The sequence below is a fragment of the Salinibacterium sp. G-O1 genome (genome assembly GCF_030063305.1).
In the GTDB taxonomy this organism is placed as follows: Bacteria; Actinomycetota; Actinomycetes; order Actinomycetales; family Microbacteriaceae; genus Rhodoglobus.
This window is the reverse complement of sequence record NZ_JASISV010000001.1, coordinates 999715-1017200: the sequence shown is the minus strand read 5'-3', so window position 1 is coordinate 1017200 and position 17486 is coordinate 999715. Positions and strand designations below refer to the sequence as shown.

General features: G+C 62.6%; 19 protein-coding genes and 1 tRNA gene. 14 read left to right on the top strand and 6 right to left on the bottom strand.

All coding sequences use genetic code 11. The features are described 5' to 3' along the window. The first annotated feature begins 60 nt into the window (after positions 1-60). The gene (locus QMG83_RS04980; protein WP_283504225.1) at positions 61-282 is read left to right on the top strand and encodes a YkvA family protein; all 222 of its coding nucleotides are present in this window, start codon (positions 61-63) and stop codon (positions 280-282) included. Positions 283-303: 21 nt separating this feature from the next. On the opposite strand, the gene QMG83_RS04975 is transcribed toward QMG83_RS04980, so the two are convergent. Continuing rightward, on the bottom strand, positions 304-876 hold the full coding sequence (locus QMG83_RS04975) for a DnaJ domain-containing protein (protein ID WP_283504224.1): 573 nt from the start codon (positions 874-876) through the stop codon (positions 304-306). A gap of 14 nt (positions 877-890) precedes the next feature. After that, the gene (locus QMG83_RS04970; protein ID WP_283504223.1) at positions 891-1928 is read right to left on the bottom strand and encodes a TauD/TfdA family dioxygenase; all 1038 of its coding nucleotides are present in this window, start codon (positions 1926-1928) and stop codon (positions 891-893) included. Between the two features lie 80 nt (positions 1929-2008). Between QMG83_RS04970 and QMG83_RS04965 the strand changes: the two genes are divergently transcribed. Further along, positions 2009-2092: transfer RNA gene (locus QMG83_RS04965), tRNA-Leu, on the top strand. A 46-nt stretch (positions 2093-2138) separates the two neighbouring features. On the opposite strand, the gene QMG83_RS04960 is transcribed toward QMG83_RS04965, so the two are convergent. Together QMG83_RS04960 and QMG83_RS04955 are read right to left on the bottom strand one after the other, a co-directional pair. Next, positions 2139-3491 (bottom strand): dihydrolipoyl dehydrogenase family protein, encoded by a 1353-nt coding sequence (locus QMG83_RS04960; RefSeq protein ID WP_283504222.1) that lies wholly within the window; start codon positions 3489-3491, stop codon positions 2139-2141. After that, positions 3488-3814, bottom strand: coding sequence for a thioredoxin family protein (locus QMG83_RS04955; RefSeq protein ID WP_283504537.1), 327 nt, complete (start codon positions 3812-3814; stop codon positions 3488-3490). Before QMG83_RS04955 ends, QMG83_RS04960 begins: the two co-directional genes overlap by 4 nt. 56 nt (positions 3815-3870) lie before the next feature. On the opposite strand from QMG83_RS04955, the gene QMG83_RS04950 reads away from it, so the two are divergent. Together QMG83_RS04950 and QMG83_RS04945 are read left to right on the top strand one after the other, a co-directional pair. Further along, positions 3871-3990 (top strand): MerR family DNA-binding transcriptional regulator, encoded by a 120-nt coding sequence (locus QMG83_RS04950; protein ID WP_283504221.1) that lies wholly within the window; start codon positions 3871-3873, stop codon positions 3988-3990. A gap of 58 nt (positions 3991-4048) precedes the next feature. Beyond that, complete coding sequence (locus QMG83_RS04945; protein WP_502949004.1) at positions 4049-4276, top strand: MerR family DNA-binding protein; 228 nt, start codon at positions 4049-4051, stop codon at positions 4274-4276. A 29-nt stretch (positions 4277-4305) separates the two neighbouring features. On the opposite strand, the gene nagA is transcribed toward QMG83_RS04945, so the two are convergent. Then, positions 4306-5460, bottom strand: coding sequence for an N-acetylglucosamine-6-phosphate deacetylase (gene nagA / locus QMG83_RS04940; RefSeq protein ID WP_283504535.1), 1155 nt, complete (start codon positions 5458-5460; stop codon positions 4306-4308). Positions 5461-5608: 148 nt separating this feature from the next. Here nagA and QMG83_RS04935 point away from each other — a divergent pair, with 148 nt between their 5' ends. From QMG83_RS04935 to QMG83_RS04890, 10 genes are all read left to right on the top strand, one after another. Further along, on the top strand, positions 5609-6592 hold the full coding sequence (locus QMG83_RS04935; RefSeq protein ID WP_283504220.1) for a MurR/RpiR family transcriptional regulator: 984 nt from the start codon (positions 5609-5611) through the stop codon (positions 6590-6592). After that, the gene (locus QMG83_RS04930) at positions 6589-7362 is read left to right on the top strand and encodes a sugar isomerase domain-containing protein (RefSeq protein ID WP_283504219.1); all 774 of its coding nucleotides are present in this window, start codon (positions 6589-6591) and stop codon (positions 7360-7362) included. The genes QMG83_RS04935 and QMG83_RS04930 overlap by 4 nt, the downstream gene beginning before the upstream one ends. 35 nt (positions 7363-7397) lie before the next feature. Then, positions 7398-8804: an N-acetylglucosamine/diacetylchitobiose ABC transporter substrate-binding protein gene (gene ngcE / locus QMG83_RS04925; RefSeq protein WP_283504218.1), complete on the top strand. Its 1407-nt coding sequence runs from the start codon at positions 7398-7400 to the stop codon at positions 8802-8804. Further along, positions 8801-9802, top strand: coding sequence for a carbohydrate ABC transporter permease (locus tag QMG83_RS04920; protein WP_283504217.1), 1002 nt, complete (start codon positions 8801-8803; stop codon positions 9800-9802). The genes ngcE and QMG83_RS04920 overlap by 4 nt, the downstream gene beginning before the upstream one ends. Continuing rightward, on the top strand, positions 9799-10707 hold the full coding sequence (locus QMG83_RS04915; RefSeq protein ID WP_283504216.1) for a carbohydrate ABC transporter permease: 909 nt from the start codon (positions 9799-9801) through the stop codon (positions 10705-10707). The genes QMG83_RS04920 and QMG83_RS04915 overlap by 4 nt, the downstream gene beginning before the upstream one ends. Before the next feature lie 66 nt (positions 10708-10773). Continuing rightward, positions 10774-11772 carry an N-acetylglucosamine kinase gene (locus tag QMG83_RS04910; RefSeq protein ID WP_283504215.1) on the top strand — a complete coding sequence of 333 codons (999 nt, stop codon included), beginning with the start codon at positions 10774-10776 and terminating at the stop codon, positions 11770-11772. Continuing rightward, positions 11769-13784 carry a DUF5107 domain-containing protein gene (locus QMG83_RS04905; protein WP_283504214.1) on the top strand — a complete coding sequence of 672 codons (2016 nt, stop codon included), beginning with the start codon at positions 11769-11771 and terminating at the stop codon, positions 13782-13784. Before QMG83_RS04910 ends, QMG83_RS04905 begins: the two co-directional genes overlap by 4 nt. Positions 13785-13854: 70 nt before the next feature. Beyond that, entirely contained in the window at positions 13855-14772 is a 918-nt protein-coding gene (locus tag QMG83_RS04900) for an SIS domain-containing protein (RefSeq protein ID WP_283504213.1), read from the top strand. Further along, positions 14769-15770: an ROK family protein gene (locus tag QMG83_RS04895; RefSeq protein WP_349357420.1), complete on the top strand. Its 1002-nt coding sequence runs from the start codon at positions 14769-14771 to the stop codon at positions 15768-15770. The genes QMG83_RS04900 and QMG83_RS04895 overlap by 4 nt, the downstream gene beginning before the upstream one ends. Next, positions 15767-16702, top strand: a complete 936-nt coding sequence (locus tag QMG83_RS04890) for a 1-phosphofructokinase family hexose kinase (protein ID WP_283504212.1) — start codon at positions 15767-15769, stop codon at positions 16700-16702. Before QMG83_RS04895 ends, QMG83_RS04890 begins: the two co-directional genes overlap by 4 nt. Here the strand turns inward: QMG83_RS04890 and QMG83_RS04885 are convergent. Beyond that, the gene (locus QMG83_RS04885; protein ID WP_283504211.1) at positions 16692-17486 is read right to left on the bottom strand and encodes a DeoR/GlpR family DNA-binding transcription regulator; all 795 of its coding nucleotides are present in this window, start codon (positions 17484-17486) and stop codon (positions 16692-16694) included. The genes QMG83_RS04890 and QMG83_RS04885 overlap by 11 nt on opposite strands.

Genomic DNA, 17486 nt, shown 5'->3' with positions numbered 1-17486 from the left:
GGCTCTTGGCGTCGGCGGTTATCCACAGGGTTCCCGCGAAAGCAGGCATACAGTGGAAGGATGAACAACCGCCGACGTACCATCGCCGCCGTATTGGTCGGCCTCGGTGCCCTCGTCTATGGCATCTCGCCGGTCGACATCATCCCGGAGCTCATCGCCGGTCCGCTCGGGCTCACTGACGATCTCGCGGTTCTGATCGGTGCGGGAGTCGGCATCTGGAAGCTCCTCAGCGGGCGCAGCCCCGACACGGGAAATTCCGCCTCCGGTAGCGCCCGGCCCTGACACGGCTCTCGCGTACTGCCGCTAGAGGTGCGCCCATCGCGCACGGCGGACCGCGACATCCCGACCGATGGTCACGAGGCCGTAGACGGGCGCCACGAGCAGCAACAGGCCCACAAGCGCACCGAACGTCGTGGCGACAACCGTAATGATCGCGGTCGCGGCCAACGCAAGTAGCGCGATCACCAGCCACGGCGTGCGTCCGGTGATCGCGAACGCCAGAAGCGTCACAAGGGTGAGGCCGTAGCGCAGCACCGGCTCCCCCACACCCCAGCTCGGCGCGCCGCCATAGATCGACACGAAGATCGCGAACACTGCGACCCCGGCCCACGCCACCACCAAGAGTCGGCTTCGGGGGCGGGGACGCGAGAACTCCACGGGCGCTCCAGTAGCTGGAGTGATACCGAGCCTCGACACAAGCAGGGCGTGAGCCTCTGCGACCGCGACGAACTCGTCGGTGTCGTGCTGCGAGCGCGACGCATCCGTCCTGAGATCAGGATGCGTCGCGCGCGCACGACGACGGTAGGCATTTTCGATGTCTGCCGCCGATGAGTCCAGAGAGACGCCGAGGATTGCTGCAGCGTCTTCAGGACTCATGTTGACCCGTGGGCCTAGCTGTGAACAGCGCCCACCGTGCGGCGGTCGTTGAGCAGCTGAGGCCACAGGCGACGGCGGTCGCGCACGACGAAACCGCGGGCGATGAAGCGGTCTTTACCGTCGAAGCGCGGCGTGTACATGGAGCGACCGTGCATGGCGCGGAGGTTGTCGAGCATCAGGAGGTCGCCGGCCTGCAGGTTATGAGCGTCGCGGTGCTCGATGTACACCTTCACGACCTTCTGCAGCAGCTCCTGCGCCGCGGCGGTGATGCCGTGCATGAGGTCCTGATCGACGAGCACGTACGGGTCGTCATCCGGTCCATTCAGGATCGCGAACGGCCCGCGGATCTCGTCCGGGTTGGGGATGTACGGCTGGAATGACTCGTCGATGGTGGTTGCCCACAGCGGCTTGCGCAGCATCGCGACCTCTTCCGGCGACATCAACTCGGCGATCTTGCGGCCAGAGAAGGCGTAGGTGAGCGCTTCGGGGTCGCCGCGAAGCGCACCGAGGATGACGTAGTCAGGCTTGTAGTTGGAGAAGCACTGCTCGGTGTGAGCCTCCAGCTCGACCTTGGAGCCCTGCGACTGCTGCGTGGTGGCGAGCTTCGGGTTGGGCACCATGTCCTGGATGAGGTGTCCGTTGCCCTCGGCCTCGTACGCAACCATGCTGCCGAGAACATGTGCGAGAACCGCCATCTCCTTTGCGAATACGGTCGTCGCGCCGATGCCCAGCTTGTTGTCGAGGGGGGTGTCGACGAGGTCGGAGTCGACGATCAGCCCGCGGACCACGAGGATGCCTGTGTCTGAGCCCACATCGGAGAAGTTCAGCAACGCCGCTCGAACCTCCTCGGGAAGAGCAAACGACGCAGCGAGAGCCTGGCGCCCAAACTCATCAGGCTCAGTATTAGCGTCGGCCGTGATGGCAAGAGCTGCTGTGCGGATGGCTTCGGCTGTGGCTGTGTCGAGTGTGAAAAGGCTCGGCTGGAGCTCGTGAACGCTGATGTCGTTCTCCTTCTTCGTGGGGCGGTGCCTATTAAGCGGCGCTCTCTCCAAATTACACCCTGTTACCTGAGAGCAAGGAGGGCCGCAGCGGATAAACCGGCTCCCGTGTCGGCGCTAGAATCGTCCAGCCAGCGGGAGTGGTGAAATTGGCAGACACGCAGGATTTAGGTTCCTGTGCCCGAAAGGGCGTGCGGGTTCAAGTCCCGCCTTCCGCACAGACAGGTGTCACCCCGAATCCCCCTCGGGGCGTCGTGAGCTCGACTAGAGCATCGAACCGAGGTCGGATTCGACAGTGGGGTAGGCCGCTGTGGCAGATTTTAGTTGTCGGGTCGTGAGCCCGAGCTTGATGGCCAGGCCGAAGGTGTTGATCAGGTCGCTGTATTCGGGTCCCACCAGGTGCGCACCGACGATGAGGTCAGTCGACCGGTCGATAAGGATTTTGACCGCGGCAGTGGTCTCGCCGATCCGATAGTTAGTGAACCACTTGCTGGTGTCGGAATAACGGACCTTTAGGTCGATCCCCTGTTGGATAGCTTCGGCCTCGAGCATGCCGACGCGAACGAGTTCAGGAATGGTGAAGACAACGGTGGGAATTCCGGCGTAGTCCGGGATCGTGCTGGTGCCTTTGATCATGTTGGATGCGGCGACCTTGGCTTCTGAGACCGCTACCGGCGTCAGCGGCATCCCTGCCGTGTCCGCCGAGTCGCCCGCGGCCCACACAGCCGGGTTCGTGGTGCTCTGCAGGTGACCGCCCACACGCACGCCCCGCTCGCTCCATTCCACTCCGGCGGCATCCAGGCCCAGTTCAGCAAGGTCGGCGATGCGTCCCGCGCCGTGCACGACGAGGTCGACCTCGATCGTTTCGTCGACGCCGTCATGGTCGACCGTGACGTCGTAGCCCCCGCCTGCGCTCTTCACCGCGGTGATGTGGGTGTTGCGTCGAAGGTCGACCCCGACGCCACGACCGCGTTCGACGATGAGGTCGACGAGATCAGGGTCGAAGCCCTTGAGCGGTCGCGCACCGCGGTCGATGACAATCGCAGTGCTTCCCGCGCGGGCGACGAGGTGGGCGAATTCGAAGGAGATGAATCCTCCGCCGACGAACAGGATTCGTGAGGGGAGAGATTCGAGGTCCAGGAACGCGGTGCTGTCGATGAGGTGCTCGTGACCGGGAAAGTTCAGTGGTCGTGGTCGCGCTCCGGTCGCGATCAGGAAGCGTTCGGCGTCAAACGTGGTGCCGCCGATATCGATCTGATTGGTGCCGGTGAAATGCGCGTGCCCATGGAGCGTTTCGACGCCGTTGTGGGCGAGGTCATCCTCCATGCGTTGGGGAACCGGGTCGGTAAACCCGTGCTTGTGCTTCATGAGGTCCGACCAATTAATCGCCAGACCGCCTTCATCGATACCCTTGCCCCGCATGAGGCGGGCGCTGTCGATGATCTCGGCGCCACGCCGCAGAATCTTCTTTGGATCACACCCCCGCAACGCACACGTGCCGCCGTACGGAAGGGAGTCAACGATGGCGACCCGCCAGCCGTGAGCGGCACCCTTCTTGGCCGCGGCAATGCCAGCCATCCCCGCGCCGATGACGATGAGATCGTATGTTCCGCTCATGAGTCGTCCCCTTCAACGATTGGTCCCCTCAGGGCAAGGACGGTGCGCAGCTGCTCGAGCGTCGGCGCGCCCTCGTACCCGTCGTTTGTCGGGTACCTGCGGCACGTCAGACCAACCTGCGAACCAGGCGCCGCGAAAATATCGATGCCGTCGACCTGGATGCTCGGGGAACCAAAGAACCCAGCGCGCTCGGCTTCGTCGGGAGTCTCGACAAGCCGGTGCCTCACGGTAATGCCGGGGCGTTCGATCGTGAGGAGGCGCAATCGCTCGTCCGCGATCTTCCAATTCGGGCATCCTGTGAAGTAGAGCAAAGTTACGTCCATGTCAGCCACGTTAAACCTTGATCCTCGGTATAAGGTCAAGCGCGTATCATCGATGGATGCACATCGGAGAAGTCGCCGCCGCAGCGGGCCTCTCTGCCCAGACGATTCGCTTCTACGAACGAAGCGGCCTGCTCCCCCCCGCCTCGGCGCGATCCGAACGGCTACCGCACCTATGACACCCCGGTACTCGCCCGGCTCCAATTCATTCGCAGCGGGCAAGGAGCCGGACTCACCCTGACGGAAATCGCCACCATTCTCGACATGCGCGGCGAAGGCCTTGAACCATGCACCCACGTCCACGACCTTCTCGCGGCGAGGCTGCACGATGTGCGAACGCGGCAACAGGAGCTCGCGGCCCTGGGAACAGAATTAGAGACGCTCATTCGCCGCAGTGTTCGGCTTGATCCAGCAGAATGCTCTGACGCCGAAATCTGCCAGATCCTCTCGGGCCCACGCCGCTGAGACCGCGGGGCTGAGGTGTGGAGCTCGCGCTACCCGACCGCGGCGCCATCAGCCCAGACGCCCTCGACCTGAAAACTGTGGTCGAGAATGACTGCGTCAGCGGCGTAACCCGTCTTGAGGGCCCCCAGGCGGTGGTCGAGGCCCAGTGCTCTGGCTGGCGTTGAGGTGAGCGCGGCAATCGCCACTGCCGGCTCGATCCCGGCGCCGTGGACAGCCATGCGAAAGGCAGCATCCTGCGTGAGGGTGGACCCCGCGATGGATCCTCCCCCGCTCAGCAGGGCGAGCCCATCTCGCACCGTGACGTCGAGCGAGCCGAGTCGGTATTCGCCGTCGGTCGATCCGGCCGCCGCCATGGCATCCGTGATGAGGGCGACGCGGCCGGGCGCGGAATGAAACGCCAACTTTGCGACATCCGGATGCACGTGGTGGCCGTCGAGGATAAGTTCGATCGTCACGCGATCATCTTCGAATGCCGCGACGACGGGACCGGGCGCTCGGTGGTGGATGCCCGCCATGGCGTTAAACGCGTGCGTGAGTATGCGAGCACCACGATCAAACGACAGTTGTGCGAGCTCGAAATCCGCCTCGGTGTGCCCTACCGCGACGACAACGGACGCCGCGACCAGAACATCGATCGCCTCAAGCGCCCCGTCGAGTTCGGGTGCGATCGTCACTTGGCGGAGGGTCCCGCGGGCGGCGCCAATCAGTTGCTCGAGTTGCTGCGGGGTCGGCGCACGAAGGTAGGCAGGATTATGGGCACCCTTGCGTGCCTCGGCCAGGAACGGCCCCTCCAGATGTGATCCGAGGATTGTGGGATCGTCGTCGCACAGGTCGGCGACGATCCCGAGACTTGCGCAGAGCTGCGCGACCGGATTCGCCACGAGGCTGAGAACCGAACGGGTCGTTCCGTGCGCTCGATGGGTCGCGATGGCTGCCCGAATCTCCCGTGCGTCACCCTCGAAGGAGTGGCCGCCGCCGCCGTGACAGTGAAGATCGATGAAACCTGGAACAAGCCACCGGCCTCCGACGTCAACCAGCGCAGTCTCGCCTTCTAGGTCAGGATGACGGCCGCTTCCCGTTGACGTGATGGTGTCGCCCTCGACGAGCATCCAGAAGTCGTCTATCTGGCCATCCGCATCAAGTTTTCGAGCACCGTGAAACAGGGTTGTCAGGACGGGATGCATCGATTCGTCAGCGCGGGAGTTCACCACACCACGAGCCTACCGACCGGCCCTTAGCAAAATCGGCCGAGGCTGAGGTCTTGACAACAGCGACCTCGATCATAAGAATAATTTTTACCTTCATCTCAAATATGAGAAACGGATTCCTTTAATGGCAACGATGCCAGCACCTCACTCTGGGCCTGCGATTGATGTGGTTAACCGCATCCGCGCAAAGCTCCCAGAGATGTCGGAAACGATGAGCAGAATCGCTCATCTGCTGCTGGAACATCCCGACGCACCGCTGACCTCCTCGATCGGAGAACTCGCGGCACGGGCCGGAACATCGGCCGCGACTGTCACCAGGTTTTGTGCATTGATTGGCTATTCCGGTTACGTTCCGTTTCGCGTCAGTATCGCCACGGACCTTGGTCGACGCTCGTCTCGCGTGTCATGGAAGACCGACATTGGTCGGGCCTTCGGGCCACTGGACTCTGCGTCTGATGTGCTCAGCACGCTCGTGAATGCTCACACCCGCTCCATCCGGGAGACAGCCGCAAGCATGGATCTCCCGGTCATGAAAAGCATCTCCAAGCGCATCGCTGACTGCCGTCACCTGGACATCTACGGAGTCGGTGGAGGTGCAACACTGGCGCTGGAACTACAGTCCCGGCTTTACCGAATCGGAATTGATTCTCATCACTGGTCTGAAGTGCACGCCGGACTCGCCAGCGCCGCCATTCAAGACTCGGACTGCGTAGCCATCGGGATTTCGAATACCGGTCGCACAGAGGAGACCATTCAGATGCTGCGCCAGGCGAAGAAGTCTGGCGCACTCACTATTGCGATCAGCAATAACCCAACGTCTCCCCTTTCGACCATCGCCGATGTGAAGGTCGTCACCTCCGCGTACGAACAATTCCTGCAACCGGACGACCTGTCGGCCAAGCATGTTCAGTTGCTTGTGCTGGATCTGCTGTACCTGCTTGTTGCGCAAGAGAATTTCGACAGGACGACCGCGAACCTCGCGAGGTCAGCGTCGGCCGTCGCATCCCACCGACGACCGCACCGCCGGTCGGCCGACGCTGTTCGCAGCGACATTTCACAGGTTTCTGGACGACGGAGCCTGCACACCATGGAGAAAGAGGACCTGTGACCGAGTCGAGCACCCCCAACGTGACTGTGCGCGAGTATCTTGCCGAGGTCTCGTCGCGGCTTGATGCCCTCGCACTGGACGCCGAGAACGGCGGGTTCGATGCCGCGATCGACCTCATGGTGGATGCCATCGATAGCGGCTGCGTCATTCAGGCATTCGGCACAGGGCACTCTGAAGCTTTCGCCATGGAGATCGCCGGCCGGGCGGGCGGTCTGATTCCCACAAACAAGATCGCGCTTCGGGACATCGTGATTCGAGGCAGCCAGAACGCCGACATCCTGACCGGATCTTCCCTCGAGCGTGACCCGGCGGTGGTGGACGAACTGTTCTCGGTGTCCACCATCAATCCCGGTGACCTGTTCATGATCGCCTCAAATTCCGGGGTGAACGGCTCCATCGTCGGCCTGGCGTTGTTGGCCAAGTCGCACGGACACAAGGTCATTGCGGTGACCAGCCTCGAACACACCATGCGTGTCGAGCCGAAACACCCCAGTGGGAAGCGCCTGTCAGAGATTGCTGATGTCGTCATCGACAATCGGGCACCCTTCGGCGACTCCACTCTCGAACTCCTCGGCGGTGTACCCGTCGGGGCGGTCTCGTCCATCACGGCCGCGTTCATTGCGCAGCTGCTGACGATTGGGACAGCACGGGCCATCGCACTGACCGGGAAGACTCCGCCGCTGTATATCTCGGCGAATATTCCTGGTGGCGACGACCACAACCGCTCTCTGGAGGACCTTTATAAAAACAAGATCAGACGAAGCGCGTAGTACCAACCCCACCCAAGAATGGAAGGCAGTACATCATGGCAATTAGCGAATGGCGTCCGCAGCGTCGCGATTTTCTCCGGGGCGTTGTCGTCACCGGTCTGGCGATCCCCCTCGGCATGTCCTTGGCCTCGTGCGCACCAGGAACCTCAACCGGTCCCGTCGCGGGAGGTGACAAGACCGCGAAGAACCCGTTTGGGCTGCCGGCAACATCCACCGTCGACGCGGTCATCTTCAACGGCGGCTACGGTATCGACTACGCCGAATTTGCGGGCAAAGCGGTAGAGAAAGAGCAGAGCGGAACGACCGTCAAGGTGTCGGCACAGACCGACATCGCGCAGACTCTCCAGCCGCGTTTTGTTGCAGGAAACCCACCTGATGTCATCGACAACAGCGGCGCGAAACTGATCGGCATCAACACCATCAGGGAGCAGCTCGAGGACCTCACGGATGTCATCGAAGCAAACAACTACGAGGGCATCCCCATCAAGGACACCCTGTACGCGGGTGTGATCGAGCCGGGCACGTTCGACGGGAAGTTTGTCCAGCTCAACTACGTGCTGACCGTCTACGCACTCTGGTATTCAGCTTCCCTGTTCGCTGAGAAGGGGTGGGACGTTCCGAAGACTTACGCCGAGATGCTCGACCTCGGAGCTAAGGCGAAGGCTGACGGGAAGTACCTGATGGGTTGGGGCAAAGAGGCTGCCACCTATTACCAGACGATGGCGATCGCCTCCGCAATCAAGGAGGGTGGCGACGATGTCCGGCTCGCTCTCGAAAACCTGAAGCCGGATTGCTGGTCGATGGATGCCGTTCAGGGCGTTTTCAATGGCCTCAAGGACATCATCGACGCTGGCTACATCCAGCCGGGTGGTGCCGGAACCCAGTTCACGGCGGCACAGGCCCAGTGGAGCAGCTCCGAGGCGTTCCTGCTCTACCCGTCCGGCGGGTGGATCGAGAACGAGATGAAGAAGGACACCAAGGAGGACTTCCAGATGACCGGCGCACCGGAACCAACGGTGAGCAGCGGGTCTGCAATGCCGTGGGAGGCATTGCACTCCACGGCGGGAGAAGGCTATATCGTGCCGTCGAAGGCAAAGAACGTGGCCGGCGGTAAGGAGTTTCTGCGGGCGATGCTCTCAAAGGAAGCAGCGGTCAACTTCGCGAAGACCAAGTTCGCCTCCACGATCGTCAAAGACACGGTTCCCGCGGATGGGTTCGGTTCCACGGCGTTGGTGTCCCAGGTCAAGCTGCTCGAGGGCGCGGGTGCCGACACCTTCTCGTGGAGCTTCATCGACCTCTACGGGATGAATGTTGACCAGCTGGTGGTGTGGAACACCTTCCTTCAGGGCGGCTCATCAGTCGCCGAACTCACCTCGGGTCTGCAGGCCATTACCGACAAGGTGGCCAACGACTCGTCCATCCAGAAGGTGACGGTCAGTTGACCTCAGTCGATGCTCCAACGGGACAGCCGGGCGGCGGTAAATCCACCGCCGCCCGGCGGTTCCGCCGTCGCGACCTCAACGTCGACACGATCAGTTTTCTGGCCGTGTTCCTCGTCGTCCCCGTCGTTGTTTACATCATCTTCGTCGTCTCGCCCTTCATCCAGGCGATGTATTTTTCGTTGACCGACTGGTCCGGTTTCACGGCCACCATGAACTTCATCGGTGTGGACAACTATGTGAAGTTGTTCCAGGACGACACCTTCATGAAAGCGGTCAGCAACAGCGTCACGCTGGCCGTCGTGCTCCCCATTGTCACGCTGGGCATTGCTCTTGTGTTTGCAACCCTCGTCACAGTCGGTGGCCCCAGTCACGGCGCCATCAGGGGTCTGCGCAATTCGAGCCTCTACCGAGTCATCTCCTTCTTTCCCTACGTCATTCCGGCAATCGTGATTGGCCTCATTTGGCAGCAGGTGTACGACCCGAACACGGGAATCCTGAACGGTTTGCTGCGCGCTGTCGGCCTTGAGCAGTTCAAGGCATTCGCGTGGCTCGGCGAGATCAAGACCGCGATGCCCGCAGTGATGTTCGTGATCGTGTGGGGGCTCATCGGCTTCTACATGGTTCTGTTCATCGCGGCGATCAAAGGTGTTCCCGCAGAAATCTACGAAGCTGCACGCATCGACGGAGCCGGGCGTTTCCGCACAGCCATCAGCGTCACGATCCCGATCATCCGGGACACCATTCAAACCTCATACATCTATATGGGGATTCTGGCTCTCGATGCCTTCGTCTACATGGCCGCTCTGGAATCCGGGGGTGGACCCGCGAACTCGACTCTGGTGATCTCGCAACAGCTGTTCACGACGGCCTTCACCAAGGGCCAGTTCGGCTACGCGTCCGCAATGGGCGTCGTGCTCGCCATCGTCACGATGCTTTTTGCACTAATTGTTTTCACAGTCAACCGACTCACCGGTGGAAAGAATGAGGTCAGCGAATGACATCCACGACTTCAGGCACCAGCACGCTTGACCCGGGTCAGAAGACGCGCACGAATGGTCGAAAGAGCACGAACACCACCGGCGACAAGGTTGTCGGCGGTATTTCGCACTCAGTTCTGACCATCTGGTCGATCATCGTTGTGCTCCCGCTCCTGTGGACGATTCTGTCGTCATTCAAGAACAACACCGAGATTTTCGCGTCGCCGTTCTCTCTTCCTTCTCGGTGGAGTTTCGACAACTACGCCAACGCGTGGACGACGGCCGGAATCGGCAGCTACTTCTTCAACACTATCATTGTGGTGTTCGGGGCGCTGATCCTCACCATGACGTTCGGGTCGATGACCGCGTATGTCTTGGCGAGATTCCAGTTCCCCGGGTCACGGGCGCTCTACTATGCGATGCTCGCCGGCCTGACCTTCCCGGTCTTTCTCGCTATCGTCCCCCTGTTCTTTGTGCTGCAGGGCTTCGGGCTGCTCAACACACTGTTCGGGTTGATCATCACCTACGCGGCGTTCGCCTATCCCTTTACCGTGTTCTTCCTGTTCGCGTTCTTCAAGTCCCTGTCGAATTCGATCTCGGAGGCCGCAGCAATTGATGGAGCTGGTGAGTGGAGAACTTTCTTCCAGGTCATGCTTCCCATGGCCAAGCCCGGCCTGGCGACGGTGGCTATCCTGAACTTCGTCGGGCTGTGGAACCAGTTCCTGCTGCCGGTAGCGCTGAACACGGATCCTGACAAATACGTTCTGACTCAGGGCATGGCGCGGTTTGCGTCGCAGGCGGGGTATTCGGTCGACTTTGGTGCGTTGTTCGCCGCCGTCGTGATCACTGTCATTCCGGTGTTTGTTGTGTACCTCGTCTTCCAACGCCAACTGCAGGGTTCGGTGTCGCAGGGCACGAACAAGTAGCAGGCTCCCCTTAGTGCGCCAACCCGCGCATCCTCACCTTCGCGTGTGGCTCATGAGAATGGTTCGGTGACGTCTTTGCAACGAATTCTTGCCATCGATGCGGGTGGCACCACCACCCGTGCACTCATCGTCGATGCCTCTGGACACACTCTTGGGTTTGGACAGGCGGGTGGCGGCAATCCCATTTCGTCCGGGTTCGAGGCGGCCTCATTGGCAGTGGTGAGCGCCACTCGTGCGGCGCTGGAAGCAACCGGGGTCGACTCGCCCACCGTGTCCTCTGCCCTCGTGGCTTTGGCGGGAGGTAACTCTGCTGAACCGACAGATCTGATGGCAACTGCGCTCGCCGAGATCGGACTCCGGGGGCCATTGCACATCGAGTCTGATCTATTGGCCATGTTTTGCTCCGGCACACCGGAGGGGCATGGATACGTATTGATCGCCGGGACCGGTGCCGTAGCGGGACGAATTACTGACGCTCACCTCGATTTCGTCTCGGACGGAGTTGGTTGGTTGCTCGGGGATGGTGGTTCGGGATTCTGGATCGGGAGGAAGGTCGCGCGAGCCGTCGCCGCAGAACTTGATGGTCGAGGACCGAGCACCGCTCTCACACCAGCGTTGCTCGGCATGCTCGGGCTCGGCGCTGCTGAGGATCGCACATTCGGTCGGCCCCAGGTGCAGCTCCAGCTCATCCGCGCCCTGTATGGCATGCGCCCCATCGAGCTCGCTCGATTCTCACCGCTCGCATTCGCGGCGGCCGATGACGAGGTTGCACAGGATATCCGGCACGGCGCGGCCACCCAGCTCGCCAACACTTTCGCTGCCGTGCACCTGGAGGGACACGGCGGGCCCATCGTGGTCGGAGGCAGTGTTTTACGTCAACTGAGTGCCCAGCCGCCGCTTTCGACCGTGTTGCAGGATGGGTCAGGTCGCTCGCCATTGATCACCGTCGATGACGGTGTCGTCGGTGCCGCAGTGCTGGCACTGAGGAGAGCCCAGATCGCCGTCGATAACGACATGTTCACCAGAATCACCCTGGGCCTGGCCGAGCTGAGGAGGAAAGCATGAGCGAAACGTCCACCGTGTCAGTGGAGCGTCTAGCCCTGTCGATCGCTGATCTCGGCGCACAAAATCCGCTCCCCATGGTCGGAGCACCCCTGGAGAGCCCCTACGACATCCGCGGCGAACTCCCGGCGGAGATCGTCGACGGTGCGACCTACGGCCATCCGCGAAGCACCTTTCCGTATCGCCTGCAGGACGGATACACACGGACGCTTCGTCAACGCGAGGTGGAGACGGTGGTGCTGGAGAATGATCGACTGCGCGCGGTGTTCATTCCCGAGCTTGGTGGCCGACTCTGGGAACTCGTAGACAAGACTTCTGGCACACAATTGCTTCACAGTCCCGGCACCGCGCAATTCGCGAACCTTGCCCTCCGGAACGCGTGGTTTGCCGGCGGTATCGAATGGAACATTGGCACGCGCGGTCATTCACCGACCACGTGCGAACCGCTCCATGCCGGACTGACAGCAGGGGGCCGTGTCCTTCGAATGTGGGAGTTCGAGCGGATGCGCAATGTCGTGTTTCAGATCGACGCCTGGCTGCCCGATGATTCGGCCGTGCTCTTTGTCGCCATCCGGCTACGCAACCCGGGTGCAGAGGACGTTCCGCTGTACTGGTGGAGCAACGCGGCTGTGCCGCAGCGAGCAGACACACGAGTGCTCGCTCCTGCGACCACCGCTTTCGCAACCAATGACGGCAATGGTATTTCCCGGGTCGATCCAACCCATGATCTGGTACAGAACGGCCAGGGCGACACGGGAGTGGTGGACTGCACCTGGCCGAGCCGAAGTCCTCGAGCGCGGGATTTCTTCTTCGACCTCGCGCCAGAGCAGCGTCGCTGGATTCTGAGCGCGGACGGGAACGGCGACGGTCTGGCAATGCTGTCCACCGCGCAATTGCGTGGACGCAAGCTGTTCGTCTGGGGCAACAGTCGCGGCGGTGACCGCTGGCAGGAATGGCTCACGCCCGGCGGCGACAAGTACACCGAGATTCAGGCGGGGCTCACCCAGACCCAGTTCGAGCACGTACGGATGCCCGCCGGCGCAGAGTGGTCCTGGCTGGAGGCCTACGGCAACGCTCGGGTTGACCCAGGAATCTCTCACGGATCGGACTGGGCCGCTGCGATCGTCCACGGAGAACAGCGTGTCGACGCCCTGCTGAGCGACTCTTCGCTGCAGGCAGCGCACGCCTGGATTCGTGACGTGGCTGATCACCCGATTGAGCGGATGGTGACGACCGGAAGCGGTTGGGGCGCGTTGGAGGCGCAACGCCGTCGCGCCGATGGTGAAGCCTGGATCATTGGCGATGGCACTTCGTTTCCGGCCGAATCCTTGACGGACGAACAGCAGCCCTGGCTGGACCTGCTCGAGGGGCGAGGTTTCCATGGCGCGCAATCCTTCGTATCGGGGCCGCAATGGGAGGCGCGCCTGACCGCAGCGTTGGAGACTGACATCCACCATCGTGCATGGATTCTTCTCCAGCTGGCCGTTATGCGGCACGCGCGAGGGGATCACGATGAGGCCTCCGATCTCTACGCAGCGGCGTTAGAAGCCGAACCGGTTTCTGGGGTGGCCGCTGCACACGCTCATCGTGGCCTGGCGCTGTGCGAACTCGCGCTCACTTCAGGCCCCTCACCAGCTGGCGACCATGTTGCCGGGGTCATCGAGCACTACCGCTCGGCATGGTCACTCGCGAACGCTGATGCCGATCCAATGGCGGTGCATTTGGCGAGCGCGATCCTCGTGGAGGCGGCCACAGCCTTCCTGGATCTGGGTAACCCGGACGCCGCTCTGCAACTCCTGACCGAAGCGAAGGTGCTCGACCATCAGGGCCGACTCCGATTCCTCTATGCGCAGGCGCTGGCGCGCACTGGCCAACCCGCTTCTGCCGCACAGATCCTGAGGGAAGGCATAGAAATTCCGGATCTTCGTGAGGGGAAGAACTCCCTTGCCTCGCTGTGGGCGGAGGTATGTCCGGGTGAGGCCGTGCCTTCCCAGTATCAGTTCGATATGGGATAGAACCGATTTACGTCGTAACATGATCGTTAGTGCCAAGTTTCGATCATAATCGATCAGAAGAGAGATGCTCATGACCCACAATTCCCACGAGCCAATCGCCGACCCGGCCGCCGGACACCATATGGAAGAGGAGCTGCGCTCCCAGCCCGACGTCTGGGCGCAGGCTGTCGAGAACATTGATCGCTCGGCGCTTCCCGACGCCGGAACTCGAGTTGCGATCGTCGGGTGCGGAACATCGTGGTTCATGGCCCAGAGCTACGCAACGCTGCGCGAGCAGAGTGGGCAAGGCGAAACCGATGCTTTCACCGCGTCCGAAGCGTTTCCTGCGCGCGACTACGACGCGGTCATTGCCCTCTCCCGCTCCGGGACAACCACAGAAGTACTCCAGCTGGTCAGCGGGCTGCGCGACGACGTTCGGACGATCGGGATCGTCGCGGAGGAGTCCACACCGCTGGGTAGCGCTGTCGGCGACGTGATCGCACTCCCCTTCGCCGACGAGCAGTCTGTCGTGCAGACCAGATTCGCGACGACCGCGCTGGCGGTTCTGCGCGCATCGCTGGGTGAGGACCTGGCGCCGGTCATTGCCCAAGCCCGCGACGCCGTCGGGTCCGCGCTCGACGAGGCGCTTCTCTCCGCCGAGCAGTACACCTTCCTCGGTACGGGGTTCTCCGTGGGGCTCGCCCATGAGGCTGCGCTGAAGATGCGCGAGGCTTCACAGTCCTGGACCGAGTCATACCCAGCTAAGGAATACCGCCACGGCCCGATCAGCATCGCCTCCGAGGGTCGGGTGGTCTGGATGTTTGGTACGCCGCCGACCGGACTGGCGAAGGACATCGCCGTCACCGGCGCACACTTCGAGAACGGCGGTGGAGACCCCATGGTGGACCTGATCAGAGCCCAGCGGGTCGCGCTCGAGCGGGCACGACGTGCCGGGTTGAACCCGGACAAACCACGAAACCTTAGCCGCGCGGTTATCCTCGACCAGTGACCACAGCCGTTCCCCCCGACGAGAGTAGTTTCACCGTGCCGCCCTTCGGGCGCGAGACCGCAGTGCCCTCCCTCGGGCCGGGAGCTGCTGTGCTGGCATTCGACCTTGGTGGCACTGACTCGAAGACGGCGCTGGTCGACGAGACGGGCCGACTGCTTGACGTAGTCCGCACCCCCACGCCACAGGATAAGTCGGCGGATGCTGGCGCCATTTTCTCCGAACTCGAACGGCTGGCTAAAGGCATTCGTCAACGCCACCCCGAAGTGCCAATCAAGGCGGTCGGCCTGATGGTGCCGGGGTACGTCGATGATGTGGCCGGCACCGGCGTCTACTCCGAGAACCTCGGTTGGCGCGCCGTGCCCTTTCGAGACCGCTTGAGCACGCTGCTCGACCTCCCCGTCGCCTTCGGCCACGATGTGCGCGCGGCTGGCCTCGCTGAGTTCCGTCTCGGCGCCGCTCAGCCGTTCAGCGACGTCGTTGTCATGACCATCGGGACCGGGATCGCCGCCGCAATATTCCTTCGTGGCGAGCTCTATGCCGGTGGTGGGTTGGCAGGCGAGAACGGCCACTCGATCGTCGCGGACGGGCCGGAGTGCGCGTGTGGCGGGCGCGGCTGCCTCGAAGCTGTGGCGTCGGCGGGCGCCATCGCCCGACGCTACAACGCTGCCACCGGATCGAGCCTTCCTGGCGCACGAGAGGTGCTGGAGCGTATACGCCACGGTGACCTCGACGCAAGCAAGGTCTGGGAGAGTGCGCTCGACGCTCTCGCGCTCGACCTGTCTCACACTGTGGCTTTGCTCGCTCCGGAGGCAATCGTCATTGGCGGCGGACTCGCCGGTGCCGGCGATGCGCTTTTCGAGCCGCTTCGGGAGCGACTGGATGCGCTACTCACATTCCAACGCCGACCCCAATTGATACCAGCGACAATCGGCGAGAACGCGGGCGTCGTGGGATCGGCGCTTGCCGCGCGAGACCTGCTTGAAGCTGCGGCATCATGATTCTCACGATCACGCCGAACCCTGCGGTAGACATGACCTATCACGCCGATTCCCTCACGCTCGGCGAAAGCCACCGCGTTCCCGCCGCGCACTCCCGTGCCGGCGGCAAGGGACTCAACGTGGCGCGCGTATGCCACCAACTGGGCCACAGTGTGCTCGCACTCGCGACCGTGGGCGGCGACAGCGGAGCTGAGTTCTCACACGAACTCACCACGAGCGGTGTTCCTCACGAGCTCATCCGGGTCGCCTCGAGTATGCGCCGGAGTATCGCGCTGGTTGAAGTCGGCAGTGGACGCACAACGGTGGTCAATGAGATCGGCAGCCCCATGGACGAGAGCGAGTGGGCGACCCTGACCGAGTCCGTGCGCGCCCTCGCGTCCGGCGCCCGCTGTCTGGTCGGTGCCGGAAGTCTTCCGGGTGCGAATTCCGGTAGCAATGCGACCCGTGACAGCTTCTACGCGGGCTGCGTGGAGGCTGCCCATGTGCTCGGCATTCCCGCCATCATTGACGCAACTGGCACGGCGCTGCTGCTCGCCGCGAGTGCTGGGGCTGACCTTCTCAAACCAAACCGGGTTGAACTTGCCGAAGCGACCGGGCTCGAAGACCCTCTTGCTGGGGCGGAGCGCCTTCTCGACCTCGGCGCACGAATGGTTCTCGTGTCTCTCGGTGAGGACGGAATGTTCGGCGTGAGTTCGGACGACCGTGAACCGCTCTTCGCGCGTCTGGCGATGCCCCTCGTGGGAAACCCGACCGGCGCGGGGGACGCCGCCGTCGCGGCTGCTGCCGTGTGTCTTTCGACTGGTAATCGCGAGCGCGAGACAATCCTGCGGATGGCGACGGCCTGGTCGGCGGCGGCGGTTCTGGCGCCCGTCGCCGGAAGCGTGGGCGGCGACATTGCTGCGCTAGAGGCCGAGGTAATTTTCAGCCGTTAGCCACGATCACCTCGACCGACGCTCGATCAAGCGCACGCGCGAAATCGTCGGCGATCGGGGCATCCGTCACGAGGGTATCGATGCGATCGAGAGTACAGATTCGCGCGAAGGTTGACCTGCCTAGTTTGGACGAATCCGCGACGACAACAACCCGGCCTGCCGCCTGGGCGAAGCGATTGCTGACCTCTGCCTCACCCGGGTGGATCGTGGTTGCCCCGAATTCTGAGCTGAGACCGTCCACTCCCAAAATCGCCATATCGAGGGTCACCTTGTCGATCGACTCTGCGACGAGCGGTCCGACGAGTTCGTAGGATTGCTGCCTGGCAACACCGCCCGTGACCACGATCGTCACGTGGGGCCGCACTGAAAGCTCGAAGGCAATGTTGAGCGCATTGGTGACGATGGTCAGTCCCGGTTCTGCACCCGGCCCGACCACGTGCTGGCTCCTGCCGAGCGCACGAGAGACTTCGCTTGTCGTCGTTCCCCCGTTCAACCCCACGACGTCCCCGAAGTTCACCATGGATGCGACAGTGTTGGCGATCGCGATCTTTGCCTCAGCGTGACGCGGGAGCTTGTACTGCAGCGGAAGTTCGTATCCGCTGCCGAGCGCCATCCCGCCACCGTGGGTCCTCGTGACCAGACGCTGGCTGGCAAGGGTGTTGAGGTCGCGTCTCGCCGTCGCGGGAGACACCCTCAACTCGAGTGCGATGTCCGAGATCGAAACAGTCCCGCGAAGGATAATCAGGTCGAGAAGGGCACCTAATCGCTGCTGCTGCTGCGCCAT